At 54.7% G+C, this 13,026-nt stretch carries 15 protein-coding genes; all 15 read left to right on the top strand.

Going from position 1 to position 13,026, the window contains the following annotated elements; all coding sequences use genetic code 11:
* Window positions 1-13 precede the first annotated feature (13 nt).
* The 15 genes from HMPREF9465_RS01130 (at window position 14) to HMPREF9465_RS01060 (ending at window position 13,019) form a co-directional block, all read left to right on the top strand.
* Window positions 14-1,252 (top strand): site-specific DNA-methyltransferase, encoded by a 1,239-nt coding sequence (locus HMPREF9465_RS01130; protein ID WP_005433292.1) that lies wholly within the window; start codon window positions 14-16, stop codon window positions 1,250-1,252.
* Between the two features lie 22 nt (window positions 1,253-1,274).
* Window positions 1,275-1,502, top strand: a complete 228-nt coding sequence (locus HMPREF9465_RS01125) for a DUF6148 family protein (RefSeq protein ID WP_005433291.1) — start codon at window positions 1,275-1,277, stop codon at window positions 1,500-1,502.
* Window positions 1,503-1,514: 12 nt separating this feature from the next.
* The gene (locus HMPREF9465_RS01120; protein ID WP_005433290.1) at window positions 1,515-3,086 is read left to right on the top strand and encodes a phage portal protein; all 1,572 of its coding nucleotides are present in this window, start codon (window positions 1,515-1,517) and stop codon (window positions 3,084-3,086) included.
* Window positions 3,028-4,155: a head maturation protease, ClpP-related gene (locus HMPREF9465_RS01115; protein ID WP_147645197.1), complete on the top strand. Its 1,128-nt coding sequence runs from the start codon at window positions 3,028-3,030 to the stop codon at window positions 4,153-4,155. The genes HMPREF9465_RS01120 and HMPREF9465_RS01115 overlap by 59 nt, the downstream gene beginning before the upstream one ends.
* A 15-nt stretch (window positions 4,156-4,170) precedes the next feature.
* A complete protein-coding gene (locus tag HMPREF9465_RS01110) occupies window positions 4,171-4,533 on the top strand; it encodes a head decoration protein (RefSeq protein ID WP_005433288.1) in 363 nt (120 codons plus the stop codon).
* A gap of 15 nt (window positions 4,534-4,548) precedes the next feature.
* Window positions 4,549-5,595, top strand: coding sequence for a major capsid protein (locus HMPREF9465_RS01105; protein ID WP_005433286.1), 1,047 nt, complete (start codon window positions 4,549-4,551; stop codon window positions 5,593-5,595).
* Window positions 5,596-5,658: 63 nt separating this feature from the next.
* On the top strand, window positions 5,659-5,931 hold the full coding sequence (locus HMPREF9465_RS01100; protein WP_005433283.1) for a hypothetical protein: 273 nt from the start codon (window positions 5,659-5,661) through the stop codon (window positions 5,929-5,931).
* On the top strand, window positions 5,928-6,242 hold the full coding sequence (locus HMPREF9465_RS01095) for a hypothetical protein (RefSeq protein WP_005433281.1): 315 nt from the start codon (window positions 5,928-5,930) through the stop codon (window positions 6,240-6,242). Before HMPREF9465_RS01100 ends, HMPREF9465_RS01095 begins: the two co-directional genes overlap by 4 nt.
* Window positions 6,239-6,847 carry a phage tail protein gene (locus HMPREF9465_RS01090; protein ID WP_005433280.1) on the top strand — a complete coding sequence of 203 codons (609 nt, stop codon included), beginning with the start codon at window positions 6,239-6,241 and terminating at the stop codon, window positions 6,845-6,847. Before HMPREF9465_RS01095 ends, HMPREF9465_RS01090 begins: the two co-directional genes overlap by 4 nt.
* Window positions 6,848-6,852: 5 nt before the next feature.
* On the top strand, window positions 6,853-7,332 hold the full coding sequence (locus tag HMPREF9465_RS01085; protein WP_005433278.1) for a hypothetical protein: 480 nt from the start codon (window positions 6,853-6,855) through the stop codon (window positions 7,330-7,332).
* Window positions 7,332-7,607 (top strand): hypothetical protein, encoded by a 276-nt coding sequence (locus HMPREF9465_RS01080; RefSeq protein ID WP_005433277.1) that lies wholly within the window; start codon window positions 7,332-7,334, stop codon window positions 7,605-7,607. The genes HMPREF9465_RS01085 and HMPREF9465_RS01080 overlap by 1 nt, the downstream gene beginning before the upstream one ends.
* Window positions 7,608-7,622: 15 nt before the next feature.
* Window positions 7,623-9,101: a phage tail sheath family protein gene (locus tag HMPREF9465_RS01075; protein WP_005433276.1), complete on the top strand. Its 1,479-nt coding sequence runs from the start codon at window positions 7,623-7,625 to the stop codon at window positions 9,099-9,101.
* Window positions 9,102-9,115: 14 nt separating this feature from the next.
* A complete protein-coding gene (locus HMPREF9465_RS01070; protein WP_005433275.1) occupies window positions 9,116-9,646 on the top strand; it encodes a phage major tail tube protein in 531 nt (176 codons plus the stop codon).
* A 62-nt stretch (window positions 9,647-9,708) separates the two neighbouring features.
* On the top strand, window positions 9,709-9,984 hold the full coding sequence (locus tag HMPREF9465_RS01065) for a phage tail assembly protein (protein ID WP_005433274.1): 276 nt from the start codon (window positions 9,709-9,711) through the stop codon (window positions 9,982-9,984).
* A 218-nt stretch (window positions 9,985-10,202) separates the two neighbouring features.
* Window positions 10,203-13,019 carry a phage tail tape measure protein gene (locus HMPREF9465_RS01060; RefSeq protein WP_005433273.1) on the top strand — a complete coding sequence of 939 codons (2,817 nt, stop codon included), beginning with the start codon at window positions 10,203-10,205 and terminating at the stop codon, window positions 13,017-13,019.
* Window positions 13,020-13,026 lie beyond the last annotated feature (7 nt).

Here is a 13,026-nt window from a genome sequence, read left to right as displayed (position 1 = left end):
GAGTTGAAGCCTAGTGGCACAACAGAAAACGCAGATCGAATACATCAACGTTGACGATCTGAAAGCGTACGAGCGAAACGCCCGAACGCACAGCGACGAGCAAATAAAGCAAGTCGCAGAATCGATCAAGGAATTCGGTTTTACAAACCCAGTCTTGATTGATGAACACAATGAGCTCATTGCAGGCCACGGTCGAACATTGGCCGCGAAGTCGATCGGCATGAAGGAAGTGCCGGCGATTCGCCTGAATGGGCTCACCGATGCGCAGAAGAAAGCGCTGCGCATTGCCGACAACCAGTTGGCACTCAACGCCGGGTGGGACGAAGAGCTTCTTCGCATCGAGCTCGGCGAACTTCAGGAACTTGACTTCAATCTCGACGTTATGGGCTTCTCTGACGAGGAGCTCGACCTTCTGCTTGATGGAACCGGCTCGATTGATGACGACGAAAGCCATGGGCAGGACGCTGAGGAAATCGCGGAACCGTCTGAAGACCCTGTTGTCAAGCCCGGCGAACTTTGGCTCTTGGGCGACCATCAGCTTTTATGCGGAGACTCAACGCGCATAGATGAGCTTGTTCGCTTGTGCGAAGAAGGCAGCGTCGATCTGTATCTGACCGACCCGCCTTACAACGTCGCATACGAAGGCAAAACGAAAGACGCCCTGACGATTGAGAACGACAACATGTCGGACGAGGACTTCAGAAAGTTCTTGCTTGACGCTTTCTCTACTGCGGACTTCGCCATGAAGCCCGGGGCATCTTTTTACATCTGGCATGCGGACAACGAGGGATACAACTTCCGAGGCGCGTGCCGCGACAACGCTTGGAAGGTGCGCCAGTGCCTTGTGTGGAACAAAAACTCTCTTGTTCTTGGTCGTTCTGACTACCAGTGGAAGCACGAGCCGTGCTTGTACGGCTGGAAGGAAGGCGCGGGGCATGCCTGGTACTCGGACCGTAAACAAACGACGGTTCTCGACTTCGATAAGCCGTTGAGGAACGGGGATCACCCGACGATGAAGCCGGTTGATTTGTTTGAGTATCAGATCGGCAATTCCACAAAGAAGGGCGACGTCGTTCTCGACAGCTTTGCCGGCTCTGGCACGACCGTCATTGCTTGCGAGAACACAGGTCGTAAGGCTCGGGCGATGGAGCTCGATCCACGTTACTGCGACGTCATCATCAAGCGATGGCAGGACTTGACGGGAGAGGACGCGGTTCGTGAAGACGGCGTGACTTTCAACAACTGCAAGTAATCACAAACAAGGAGGCATCGGAATGTCTTGGATCACCATAGACGAGGCCCGCGCGAATCTTAAGATGTGGCTCGATGCCGAACGCGCGGTTGCCTCTGGCCAGTCGTACAAGATCGGCACCCGCAGTCTGACGAGAGCCTCGCTTTCGGACATTGCGGCTCGCATCAAATACTGGCGAAACGAGATTGACAAGCTCGAAACCGGACGTAAGGGGGCACGCGTGATGCGTGCCGTCCCTCGCGACCTGTAAGGAGGCTTGCAAATGAATTTGCTTGACAAAGCGATCAGGGTAATTAGTCCTGAGCGTGCGTTGAAGCGTTTTGAAGCCCGTCGAAAGCTTGAAATTCTGAATTCGGGTTATTCGCGGCACGGTGGCTCATACGCCAAGAAGTCACTTATTGGATGGCTATCTGGCGGGAGCGACGCAGACGCGGACATCGTCGACAACCTTGAGACGCTTCGAAATCGATCGCGCGACCTCTACATGGGGGCACCTCTTGCAACCGGCGCACTCAAGACCGTTCGAACGAACGTCGTTGGGTCCGGGCTTGCTTTGAACGCCCAGATCGACGCCAAGTTCCTCGGCCTCACGGAGGAGCAAGCGAAGGAGTGGGAAGAAAACACCGAACGAGAATGGCGGCTGTGGTCTGAAAGCGTGAACTGCGACGCTGAAAGGCGACAGACGTTCTTTCAGCTGCAGTCCTTGGTGCTCCTATCTGCGCTGATGAGTGGTGACGTCTTTGTGACGATGCCGATCATCCCGCGCAAGGGCTGCGCCTACGACCTGAGAATTGGCCTCATCGAAGCCGACCGCGTGTGCGATCCGCTGAATCCGCCGACGACAGCAAATGTCCTCGGCGGTATCGAAGTCGGAACTTACGGGGAGACCGTTGCCTACTGGGTTGCGAAGCATCATCCGGGCGCGATCCCTCGCATCGGCCAGAACCTGCGACAGGAATGGAAGCGCGTGCTTGCTTTCGGTACGACGACCGGGCGACGCAACGTCCTGCACATCATGTCAGACGTTGAACGTCCGGCACAACGCCGAGGCGTGCCGATGCTTGCTCCTGTCATCGAGGCCTTGAAGCAACTTTCCCGATATTCAGAGGCAGAGCTGATGGCGGCGGTCGTGTCCGGCATGTTCACGGTCTTCGTCAAGAGCAACACTCCCGATTCTCCACTCGGGCAGGCTTTCAATCCCGCGATGCAAGTCGACAAGGACCCGAACGCATATGAGATGGGGAACGGCTCGATCGTTGCTCTTGATGAAGGCGAAGAGGTGCAGATTGCGGACCCGAGTCGTCCGAATCCGAACTTTGATCCGTTCGTTATCGCTATCTGTCGTCAGATCGGTGCGGCGCTCGAGATTCCTTACGAACTTCTCGTGAAGAACTTCACAGCGTCTTATTCGGCTTCGCGTGCTTCGCTTCTCGAGGCTTGGAAGATGTTCCGTATGCGCCGCGAATGGCTTGTGGGGAACTTTTGTCAGCCGATTTACGAAGAGTGGTTGACCGAGGCCGTTTTGAAGGGGCGTGTGCAAGCGCCAGGCTTCTTTGACGACCCGGCGATCCGTGCTGCTTGGTGCGGTGCGGACTGGTACGGCGACGCGCAGGGACAGCTCGATCCGCTGAAGGAAGCCAATGCCGCGAAGGTCCGTGTCGATGAAGGCTTCAGCACTCGCGAACGTGAGGCAGCTGAGCTAACTGGCATGAAGTACGACCAAGTCCACGCGGTGCGAAAGCGCGAGGAGGCAATGCGCAGGGAAGACGGTCTGAGTGCGACAGCTCCGGCGCAACCGGCGACGGAACCGGAGAAGGAGGAAACAGATGAATAAGTTTTGGAACGTCAGGGCCGAGGGGAAACGGGCGCAGCTCGATCTCTTCGGCTATGTCGGTGGGTCGAAGGACGATCCGTGGGGGAAGGGCTTCAACGAGTCTGAATTCCTCGCGGACTTCCGAAAAATCCCGTCCGATAGCCATCTTGATATTTCGATCAATTCGTTCGGCGGGGCCGTTTATACGGGCTTGTCCATTTATTCGCTTCTCAAGGCGCATAAGGGACAGATCACCTTCCGAATTGACGGCGCTGCTATGAGTGCCGCGACGATCATCACGAGCGTGCCTGGCGCGAAAGTCATCATGCCGAGGGGCTCAATGATGATGATCCACAAGGTCAGCTCGGTTGCCATCGGTACGACGGACGACATGAGGAAGGCGGCTGACGACATGGAGAAGCTTGAGGAAAATCTCATCAACATCTATGTCGAAAAGACCGGTCGCACGGTTGACGAGATCAAGGAAAAGGTCAACGCCGAGACGTTCTTCACTGCAGAAGAGGCTGTGGAGTTTGGTCTGGCTGACGAGATTGATGAAACGACGGAAGTCAAGAACACGGCTTCTGGCAGCTTCGTCATGTTAAACGGCCTGCAGGTAGATTCGCGTTTCTTTGCGAATGCGCCGAAGGGTTTCATTCACGCGGAACAGCCTCAGGCGTCCGCAGTTCAAAAGGAGGTTCACAAGATGAATCTAGAAACGTTGAAGGCGGAACACCCTGACTTGGTGCAGGCGATCCGCAACGAAGCTATTTCCGAAGGCGCCGAACAGGAACGCGCTCGCATTCAGGCGATTGAAGACATCGCTATCGTGGGTCATGAAGACCTTGTGAACGCTGCGAAGTTTGACGGCAAGACGACCGCCGAGGCGCTTGCTGTGCAGATTCTGAAGGCGGACAAGGCTCGCGGCGCACAAATGCTAACGGCTCGCATGAAAGATGCGAAGGCACTTGAAGGCATCGAACCCGAAGGCAACGAGGGACTCAATCCGAAGGCCGAAGAAAAGGCAAAGCAGGACGCCGAAATGAAGGCTGTCATTGAAGCCGGTGCACGCGCTTTTGCGCGTAAGTAAAGGAGGGACACATCAATGTCTATGCAGGAAAAGTTTGAAACGACGATGGACAACCTGTTTGCCGCGTCGCAGATCATGCCGGTTGTTAACGACAGCATGACGATCAAGAAGAGCCAGGGTGTTCTCAAGCGTGGGGCGCTCCTGGACAAGGACGGCAATCTTTGCACTGTTGACTCAGGCAAGACGACCATTTCTGAGGTCTATGCCGTGCTCGCGGAGGATGTGGACACGGCTTCCGCTGACAAGAGCGCTCCCGTCTATCTCACGGGCGAGTTCAACGAAGACGCTCTGAGTTTTAAGACGGAAAACAGTGCCGCGATTGCGGACTTCAAGCCGTCTGCTCGAAAGGTCGGCATCTTCTTCAAGAAGAGCATCTAATCAGGAGGGACAACAATGGATATGTTTACTACTCGCACTATGCTCGCGATGGTCGAGGAAGGCCAGAAGAGCAATTCCACGTGGCTGCGCGATCGTTACTTTACGAATCGCCCTACGTTCAACACGCAGAAGATCGACTTCGACATCATCGGTCGCGGTGGTCGCAAGATTGCGCCGTTCGTCAACCCGAAGGTGGGCGGTGTCGTCCTGACGCGTGAAGGCTTCCGCACTGAAAGCTACGAAGCGCCGGAAGTTTCTCCGATGCGCGTGACGACTGCAGAAGACATGCTGAAGCGTCTGCCTGGTGAAACGATCTACTCCGCCAAGAGCCCGACGCAGCGCGCCGCAGAAATTCTTGGCAAGGACCTGTCCGACCTCGACGACATCATCACGCGTCGTGAAGAGGTCATGTGCGCCGAGGCTCTTTTCCAGGGCAAGGTGACGGTCAAGGGCGAAGGCTACGATGAAGTTCTGAACTACTGGGCTCACCTGGAGACGAAGGAGCAGCCGAAGACTACTTTGGGCACGAAGTGGGACTCTGCTGACGCCGCTCAGATCATGGGCGATCTTCGTACGCTTCGTCGCACGATGATTCAGTCCGGCGGCTTTACGCCGCACGAGCTTATCTGCGGCTCGAAGGTGCTTGATACGATCCTCGATAAGCTCACGACTGCCAAGCAGCTCGATATGCGTCGTGTTGACATGGGCGCGATTGATCCGCAGCACTTGCCGAATGGTGTGACGTACTGGGGCTATCTCAAGGACTCCGGTCTTGACGTCTACTCTTATGACGAGTGGTACACGGATGACGCCGGAAAGGAACAGCCGATGGTTCCCGAAAAACTCTGCATGCTTGCAAGCCCGAACGCCAAGACGATGCTCGCTTACGGTCTTGTTGCGCTGACTGGTGACGAAGCGATCAAGTTCTACGAAGGCGCTCGTGTGCCGGACTCTTGGGTCCAGCGTGCGAATCCTTCCGGTCGCATCGTGCAGATCAAGAGCCGTCCGCTTCCGATCATTCAGCAGATTCACGGCTTCCACGTCATCGAAGCTCTCGCTTAAGAGCGACAAAAACCGAATTAGGGCAGGCAATACGACCTGCCCTTTTTCGTAGGAGGGACAGAAATGAAAGTTGTTCTTTTAGAAAACCTTCTCATTTCCGGCAAACGCTACACGGCAGGTGAGGAGATCGAGGTTGACGAGACGGTCGGCCTTCAGCTTCTCAAGGAAAATCTGGCGCTTGTCGGCGTGAATGAGGTCGAGGACGCCCCTGTCGAAGAAGCTCCATTGCCGACGCCGGAAGCTGCTTTTGCTCCGATTCCCGAAGCAGAAGATGAGCCAGAGGTTGAAGTCAAGCAACCTGTCAAGCGTCGCACGACGAAGAAGGTGGCGGGATGAGTGCCTTTAAGGATTTCGTTGCTGCTGACGTGCAGAACGTCTTCATCAACCTCGACGAGTTTGCCGAGGAGCACGAAATCGGCCATGAGGTTGTGCCGTGCATTCTTGACAAGATCATCACGCAGGCGAACGGCGACGATTCATACCTTGGAGTTTTTGTCAACCAACTGACGATCTACGTCGAAGTCGGAGTGATTGAAACGCCTGTCGAGGGCGAGCTTCTCAACATCGACGGCGCGCTTCATCTTGTCAAGTCTGTCAGCAATGAGGGCGGCGTACTTGTCATCGTGACGGAGGGGAATGAGCAATGAGTAAACCGCTAGAGGTAATCGTTTCCGACGGGCAGGGGCGGAACAAGAACGCTCTTGAGAAGGCGGCCAAGTTGCTCTCGGAAGTTCCGAACGGATACGAGGCAGCCGTCAGTCGTTCGATGAATCGTGCGGCCACTGCCGGACGCTCTGCTGCGGTCTCGACGATCCGGCAGGAGTACACGATCAAGGCTTCAACGGTTCGCCGTAACTTCACAATCCATAAGGCGACGCGCTCAGACCTTGAAGCGCTGGTCACGAGTAAGGGGCCTCGCATCCCGTTGGTGAATTACAAGACTCGTCCGAAAACTGACACGACCGGCAATGCACGAAAGCCGGTGCGCGTCGCCGTCAAGGCACGGGGAGGCTTGAAGCCTTTGGGTAAGTCGTTCGTCTACCGGGGAAAGATTCTTCAGCGTTTGGATACGAGTTCGCTTCCTGTGCAGGAGGTCTACGGTCCAGCCATTCCGGTGCTGTCTGGGAATAACGAGGTCGTAGACAACGTCGAAAAGACGATGCAGGAGACCTTCCTCAAGCGTCTGGATCACGAAACCGGCTATCTCCTCGGCGGTGGGAAAACCAACAAATACACCAAACACAAGGGGTGATTCGTATGGTCGAAAACGAGCTGACCCGCGCACTTCGCGGGCTGTGTGCCGAAGCCGTGAAGAACTTCGCCTTGCCGACGAAGTCAGAACGCGGACAAGAGAAAGAGGAGCTTCGTGCTCCTCAAATCATAAATGGCTACCTACCGCCGAAGCGGTCAGGGCAGAAGGACGATTTTCCGTTCGTTCTCGTGCGGGCCGATGAGGGTACGACCGACCAGGACTCCACAGAAGTGCAGGTGTCGATCATAGTCGGGACCTACTCCGAAGAGTACGACGGCCACGAGTATTGCCTGAACGTCATGTCCCGCATTCGCACTGCGCTGTGCTCCTTGCCGGGGATGGTTCTTGCTAATCGGTATCGGCTGAAGCATCCGATCAAGTGGAGCACCTACGCCGAGCAGCCCTACCCGTACTGGCAGCTAGACATGCAAACGACGTGGGACATCCGCACGCCGCAGCCAATCAATCAAGAGGAGGACTTCTGATGACTACGAAGAAACCCACAACTAAAAAGGCGCAAGCCACCGAGGGAAAGGCTGTCGTTTATATCGGCCCGACTCTTGGCGGTGGTGCACTGATGCGCAATGCGGTTTTCCGTGCAGGGGAGTTTCCTCCGCACATCGTATCGATGCGCGAAAAGAGTGAGGCCCTGCGCGGTCTCTTTGTCCCGGTGTCTGAACTGGCGACAGCGCGAAAGCGCATCACGGTGCGAGGAGACATTCTCAACACCTATGCGCGTCAAGTGAAACATGACATCTAAGAAGGAGGTCATCAAATGGCATACAACCACGGGGTAAAAATCTCCGAAGTGCCGACTTCTATCCTGCCGCCGGCGCAGGTGGAGGCGGCCATTCCTTTCATCGTCGGGACGGCTCCGGTCAATATGACCGATCCGACCAACGTCAACCGCCCGACGCTTTGCTATTCGTACGATGAGGCGGTCGCTGCCTTTGGCTACGTGCCGCCGGTAGAGGACAGCGCAAGCGGTCTGAAAAAGTACGATTTCACGTTGAGTGAGGCGATTTATTCGCAATTCGCTCTCTTTGGCGTCGCACCGATCATCGTCGTAAACGTGCTTGATCCTACGAGGCACAAGAAGACGGCGACGGCAACGACAGTGACGCTTGATTCCAAGACCGGTTCTGCAACGATTGCTGAGGCCGGCATCATCCTGTCTACCTTGAAAATCTCTCAGGACGTTACGACATATCAGGAAGGCACGGATTTCGTCGCGACCTTCAATGACGCGGGTCATCTTGTCATCACGTCGAAGAAGGACGAGGACAACTTCAAGGTTCCGGTTGGCGCATCTTTGACGTTCGCGGCCGAAAAGCTCGATCCGTCTGCTGTGACGAACGATGAAATCATCGGCGGCGTATCCGTCGACGGTGCAAAGAGCGGCCTTGAACTTGTCGGAGAGTGCTTCCCGCGCTTCCGCCTTGTTCCGGGGCTGATCGTCGCTCCGAAGTATTCGAGCGATCCTGAAGTGGCGGCTGTGATGGCGGCCAAGGCTGTCAACATCAACGAACACTTCCGTGCGATTGCTCTTATCGATGTGCCGACCGACACGGTTGATGTCTATTCCAAGGTGACGGAATGGAAAAACAACAATAACGTCGTCGATGAGGCGCAGGTGACGTGTTGGCCGATGCTTGCTCTTTCCGGTACGGCGTATCACATGAGCACGCAGCTCATGGGACTCATCGGCAAGGTGGACGGGGACAACGACGGCACTCCGTATGTCAGCCCGTCGAACAATAACTTCCAGATGACTTCCATGGTCCTAGCGAACGGCAAGGAAGTCTGGTTCGGTCCTGAGACCGGTGCTTATCTGAATAGCCAGGGCGTCGTGACGGCGCTCAACTTCATCGGAGGTTGGGTGTGTTGGGGTAACCGCATGGCTTGCTACCCGGGCAATACGGACGTGAAGGATTCCTTCATCTCTGTGCGACGCATGTTCAACTGGGTCGGCAACACGCTTGTTCAGACCTTCTGGCAGCGCGTGGACGCTCCTCTGAATCGTCGTCAGGTCGACACGATTGTTGATAGCGCAAACGTCTGGTTGAATGGCCTCGCGGCTCGCCAGTACATCCTGGGCGGCCGTGTGGAGTTCCTTGAGAGCGAAAACCCGAACACGGACCTGGTGGACGGCATTGCACGTTTCCATGTGTACATCACGCCGCCGTCCCCGAATAGAGAGATTCAGTTCGTCCTTGAGTACGACGTGAACTATCTCTCGGCCTTGTTCGAGTAAAGGAGGAATGAAGAATGGCAGGAAACAACAAAGTCCCTGAAAGATTGATCAATTTCAGGGTGTATGCAGAAGGCAATGACCTTCTGGGGGTCGCAAACGTTGAATTGCCGTCTCTCGAAGCGATGAGCGACACAGTCAGCGGCGCGGGCATTGCCGGTGAGGTGGAAAGTCCGATCTTGGGCCATTACGGCTCGATGACAACGACCTTCACCTGGCGAACGATTTCTGCAGATCTGACACGACTTGCGGAGCAGAAGGCGCATGCGCTTGATCTTCGCGGGTCTCAGCAGGTTTACGACGCCGCACTTGGAGAATATTCGACGGTTCCCGTGCGTGTTTCTCTTCGTGCGGTGCCGAAGTCGATCAGCCTTGGCTCGTTCGAAGTTGGGGCCTCGACGGATAGCGAATCTGAGTTTGAAGTGCTGTACATCAAGGTCGATGTTGGCGGCAAGACGCTCGTCGAAATCGATAAGTACAACTACATCGCTCGTTTCAACGGCGAAGACAAGCTCGCAAGCGTTCGCAAGGATCTGGGGTTGTCGTAACGATAAACGCCGGTCTGCTTGAGATTGCCAGACCGGCAAGCACTAATTAAAGGAGAAATCACATGAAGTACATCCTAACGAAAGAGTACGAGTTTGAAGGTACGAAGTACACCGAAGTCGAGCTCAATATTGATGAACTGACTGGGAAGGACGTGTCTGCAGCGAAGCGCGTTTGGGCGAAATCCGGTAATTATTCGCCGCTGATGGCTTCGGATTCTGACTTCTGCATTTACCTCGCGGCTAAGAGCGCCAAGCTTCCTGTGGAGTTCATGGAAAATCTGCCGGCCAAAGACTACTGCGCAATTGCTCAGGAAGTCTCGAATTTTTTGATGGGTTAGGGTTTGAAGATTCAGACCCGGACGATCAGATAAAAAACGCGTCGGTGGCAATCGCAAGAGTCATGCGTGGTAGTGCACTGGACTGGATGCATGAGCCATTGTCAGAACTCAGCTCGTGGAATCGTGCGATTGTTAAAAGGCTGGAAGCTGAAGAGCGTGCCAGCAAAAAGAAGTAAGGGGTGGATTCGTCCACCCCTACTTGATTAGGAGGGTAACGAATGTCAAAGGTCTATGACATTGCATTCCGAATCGCCGGCAAGCTATCGAGCCAGTTCACGGGCAGTTTCAAGAACGCAGAAAAAACGGTCGGTGTATTCAACCAATCGTTGAAAGCGCTCAATGCGGGGGCTGCCAGTATGGAAGGTCTCATCAAACTACGCGAGCAGGTCAGTACAAATGCCAGAAGCGTAATCGATGCGACCAAAAAATTTAAGGGGATGCAGGCTCAGTCTGATCGACTGAATGCCAGAACCGAGGCCCTTTCACGGCAATATGCGTCGGCAAAACGTAGCGTGACTGTTTATGCAAATCAGATTTCCAAGTGTGGCGTGCCAACGCGCGAGCTTGCTGAGAAATTTGCGCGTGCTTCGGAGAAGGCGAAGGCGCTTGAAGCAGAGCTAAAAGTAGCCTCTCGTGAGAGTAAGAGCTTCGCTGTGCAAACAAACGAAGCAAAAAACGCCTTGGAAAGGGCACGGGCCGCGCTAGACCGAAACCGTTCGTCTCTTCGAGAAATGGACTCTCAGATGGGGACGACCGGCACGAAGATGCAAACGCTCATTGAACGGCAAAACAACCTTGCCAAGGCTGCAGATCGTGCTCGACAAGCTCAAGAGAGACTTGCCAAAGTGCAGGGGCTGCAGGATAAGGTCAGCTCTGCCCAGGCGTCGAGTACCGGTGCTCTAATGGGAATTGGCGCTACGGTTGCGGCTACGGCAGGCGCGCCGGTAAAGCAAGCAATGAACTTTGAAGACCAACAGGCCGAGCTTCGCAAATTCTCCGATGAATACAAGGAGGTTTTTGCAGGGATTCAGGATCTGTCTTTGAAGTACGCGAAGAGCACCGGAGACATGACGGCGATGGCCTCGAATGCCTTTCAGTCCGGGATCGCAAAAACAGGCGAAGAGGCTCTGAAGCTCATCGAAATTCAGAACCAGATGGCAATTGCCTTCGATATGACTGGCGATGAAGTAGGTTCTTCGTTTGCCGACATTCAGAGCAAGATGGGGATGACGATTGATCAAAGCCAAGAGGTTTTCGACATCGTCAATCAGATCGGCAATACCACGTCGGCTAAGTCAAAAGATGTTGTTGAGGTGCTTCAACGATCCGGTGGTGCCTTGGCGGGGCTTACAAAAATGTCAGGGAAGCAGATTGCTGCACTTGCCGGTGCGTTTCGTTCGGCTTCGGTGTCCTCAGAGACGGCAGCAACTTCGATGCAGTCTTTCATCAACACGCTGACATCTGGCTCTGGGGCTACGAAGGGGCAACGAGAAGCATTCAGCAAACTCAATATCGATGCTGAAAAACTGGCAAAGGCCATGACGAAGAGTCCGGAGAGCGCACAAAAGGCCATTCAGGATGTTTTGGCGCGACTCGGGAAATTGCCGAAGGCGGAACAGTCTCCGATGATCGGTGCGCTGTTTGGAAATGACGCGGGTATTAAAGCGGCAGTTGCGACGCTTGTTGATAAGCAGCACTTTGTAGGAGACAACTTTAAGCTCATTTCTGATCCTGCAAACTATGCGGGGTCGATGCTTAAGGAGTTTCAGGCCAGAGCAGATACGACGTCAAACTCGCTTGAGATTATGCAGAACGCCATCAAACTGGTGGCAGGTGGTATCGGGACGGCGCTTTTGCCAGCTGTTAGAAAGTCTGCTGAAAGCTTTGTTGCAAACAGCAAGGCAGTTATCACGTGGGTTAACCAGAACCAAGAGCTCATTTTGAGTGCGATGAAGGTTGCAGGGGCTGTTGTCGGGGCCGCTGCAGGATTTCACGTTTTGAGGTTGGGTTTGACTTTTATCGCGAGTCCTGTTCTTTCTCTTTACAAGGGTTTCTTGCAGGTGCATAAGGCCGCCATCTTTATGAAAACCGCAATCATGATGGCTGGTGGTCCGATGAAGGCTTTGACAATTGGTGTCAGGGCGTTTGGTACAGCGATGAAGGGATTGTTCCTAAATCCTGTCGGACTGGCGATCCTTGCTGCGACAGCTTTGGTGGCTGCAGGCGTCGCTATCTACAAAAACTGGGATTCGATCAAAGCGAAGGCGGTCGAACTATGGGCCATCTTTGCTGAACAATTTCCAAACATCGCCGCGCTAGGACAGTTGCTTTGGACCGGTCTGAAGTACGCGTTTGATGGGATTTCGAGTGTGTTTCAGTCTGCCTGGAGCGGCCTTCAGTTTTTGGGGAGTGTTTTCTCTACCTCCTTCTCGATTATGGTGAATGCCGCGAAAGTTTTTCTTGGCGGCATTGTTGATGTCTTTGCAAACGTTGCAGGCATTTTTGACAACATCATTGGTTTGGTAAAGAACGTCTTCACAGGTCAGTGGTCGGCGGCGTGGGACAACGTGAAGGGTATCTTCTCGAACGTTTTTGGCGCATTGGCCGGCATTGCGAAGGCACCGATTAACGCTGTTATTGCTCTCGTCAATGGAGCCATTGGTGCGATTAACGGAATTTCCGTTGACATCCCTGACTGGGTTCCTAAGTTCGGAGGGCAGAAGTTCGGCGTCAACCTTCCAACAATCCCTCAGCTTGCAGAGGGTGGGATTGCGACGCGTTCGACGCTTGCAAACATCGGCGAAGGCGGAGAGCCTGAGGCGGTTATTCCGCTCTCGAAGCTCTCGTCAATGCTCGGTGCCGGGGTCGGCATTGGTGGCGGTATCACTGTCAACTTTGCTCCTGTCATCAACGTTTCGGGCGGCTCTGGTGATGCCTACGCCGACGTGAAGCGCGGCCTTGATGAAGGTCGACGACAGCTTGAAAAGGACCTGCGCCGTCTTCTGTCGGATCAGCAGCGTCTGTCTTTTGCATAAGGAGGCG

It is taken from the genome of Sutterella wadsworthensis 2_1_59BFAA, from assembly GCF_000297775.1.
In the GTDB taxonomy this organism is placed as follows: domain Bacteria; phylum Pseudomonadota; class Gammaproteobacteria; order Burkholderiales; family Burkholderiaceae_F; genus Sutterella; species Sutterella wadsworthensis_A.
This window is presented reverse-complemented; position numbering and strand designations above follow the sequence as displayed.

Bases quoted from the DNA above. Each gene is read 5' to 3' on its own strand.
- HMPREF9465_RS01125 (WP_005433291.1), top strand. From the start codon at position 1,275: ATGTCTTGGATCACCATAGACGAGGCCCGCGCGAATCTTAAGATGTGG.
- HMPREF9465_RS01120 (WP_005433290.1), top strand. From the start codon at position 1,515: ATGAATTTGCTTGACAAAGCGATCAGGGTAATTAGTCCTGAGCGTGCG.
- HMPREF9465_RS01110 (WP_005433288.1), top strand. From the start codon at position 4,171: ATGTCTATGCAGGAAAAGTTTGAAACGACGATGGACAACCTGTTTGCC.
- HMPREF9465_RS01105 (WP_005433286.1), top strand. From the start codon at position 4,549: ATGGATATGTTTACTACTCGCACTATGCTCGCGATGGTCGAGGAAGGC.
- HMPREF9465_RS01100 (WP_005433283.1), top strand. From the start codon at position 5,659: ATGAAAGTTGTTCTTTTAGAAAACCTTCTCATTTCCGGCAAACGCTAC.
- HMPREF9465_RS01095 (WP_005433281.1), top strand. From the start codon at position 5,928: ATGAGTGCCTTTAAGGATTTCGTTGCTGCTGACGTGCAGAACGTCTTC.
- HMPREF9465_RS01090 (WP_005433280.1), top strand. From the start codon at position 6,239: ATGAGTAAACCGCTAGAGGTAATCGTTTCCGACGGGCAGGGGCGGAAC.
- HMPREF9465_RS01085 (WP_005433278.1), top strand. From the start codon at position 6,853: ATGGTCGAAAACGAGCTGACCCGCGCACTTCGCGGGCTGTGTGCCGAA.
- HMPREF9465_RS01080 (WP_005433277.1), top strand. From the start codon at position 7,332: ATGACTACGAAGAAACCCACAACTAAAAAGGCGCAAGCCACCGAGGGA.
- HMPREF9465_RS01075 (WP_005433276.1), top strand. From the start codon at position 7,623: ATGGCATACAACCACGGGGTAAAAATCTCCGAAGTGCCGACTTCTATC.
- HMPREF9465_RS01070 (WP_005433275.1), top strand. From the start codon at position 9,116: ATGGCAGGAAACAACAAAGTCCCTGAAAGATTGATCAATTTCAGGGTG.
- HMPREF9465_RS01065 (WP_005433274.1), top strand. From the start codon at position 9,709: ATGAAGTACATCCTAACGAAAGAGTACGAGTTTGAAGGTACGAAGTAC.
- HMPREF9465_RS01060 (WP_005433273.1), top strand. From the start codon at position 10,203: ATGTCAAAGGTCTATGACATTGCATTCCGAATCGCCGGCAAGCTATCG.